The sequence below is a fragment of the Rothia sp. ZJ1223 genome (assembly GCF_016900985.1).
Lineage (GTDB): Bacteria > Actinomycetota > Actinomycetes > Actinomycetales > Micrococcaceae > Rothia.
The window spans coordinates 1-1306 of the sequence record NZ_JAFEUT010000009.1; the positions used below are offsets into that span (position 1 = coordinate 1).

Sequence of the window (1306 nt, forward strand, 5' to 3'; positions counted from 1 at the left end):
GAAGTGTCCCAGGTTTTGTTCCGTTTGAGTAGATGGGAAAATCTGGAACATGCCGAAGAAATTTGATCAGGATGCCAAGGATCGGGTGGTCCGCCTTGTTGAGGACCGCATCCTGGCGGAGGGGATCTCCATGCAGGAAGCGTGCAAGATCGTGGCCCCGAAACTGGGTGTCTCGTGGCATACTGCCCGGCAGTGGGCTCAGGCGGCCCGTCGCGAAGGCAGGGCAATTGATCCTTTACCTGAAGATCTCGTTGCAGAGGTGGCCAAGCTGCGTCGTGAGAATCAGGAGCTTCGCGACACTAACGAGTTGTTGAAGGCCGCGTCAGCTTTTTTCGCCTCAGAACTCGACCCCAAACGTCGGAAATGATCCAGTTCATCGATGAACACCGGGATCGTTTCACAGTCGAGTTCATCTGTCAGACGTTGAAGAGCAATCGGCAAGGTGGCTTCATTTCCTCACGCGGATACCGTCAGTCAAAAGCCCGGGGATTAAGTGCCCGCAGCCTTCGCGACGCCGCATTGACAAGGCGTATTGCCGAGGTTCATGAAGAAAACTACGCAGTCTATGGTATCCGCAAGATGTGGCATGCTCTACGCCGTGAAGGAATCGACATCGGCCGTGAGCAAACCGCTCGCCTGATGCGCCTTGCTGGAGTCAGTGGGAAAGGTAAAGGCCGGTTGCCTGTGACAACTCGCAGGTCCAAGGACTCGGATAATCGCCCTGACTTGGTAGGCCGTGATTTTCGTGCCCCTGGGCCGAATCGGTTATGGGTGGCTGACATTACCTACGTCCGTACCGGTAATGGGTTCGTCTACACCGCTTTTGTCACCGATGTGTACTCCCGCAAAATTGTCGGATGGGCATTATCAGATACGATGCGCACGGAAGCGTTGCCACTACAAGCACTCAACCAGGCGATTGTATGCGCAAAGGAAACAACGGGACTGATTCACCATTCAGACCACGGCTCGCAGTATGTGAGCATTGTCTATAATGAGCGCCTTGCTGAGCATGGAATCACTGCCTCTACTGGGACAGTCGGTGACTCCTACGACAATGCTTTGGCCGAGAACGTCAACGGTTCTTACAAAAATGAGCTTATTCATAGGCGGTCGTGGACTGACGTGGTTGATGTTGAGATTGCGACGTTTGAGTGGGTCTTGTGGTGGAACGAATCACGGCTTCACCAAAGTCTCGGTTACCGTACGCCGACAGAGGTAGAAGCAGGGTTTTGGACTGGCAATCCAAATCACGAGAGAATAGAAATCAAGGCAAATGCCTAGGAACAAAACCCGGGGCACTTCA

At 53.6% G+C, this 1306-nt stretch carries 1 protein-coding gene; it reads left to right on the forward strand.

The features are described 5' to 3' along the window. The first annotated feature begins 49 nt into the window (after nt 1–49). A protein-coding gene (locus tag JTP09_RS09915) for an IS3 family transposase (protein WP_204878305.1) occupies nt 50–1284 on the forward strand; the annotation gives its coding sequence in 2 pieces (ribosomal slippage) (nt 50–341 and nt 341–1284; 1236 coding nt in all). Nucleotides 1285–1306 lie beyond the last annotated feature (22 nt).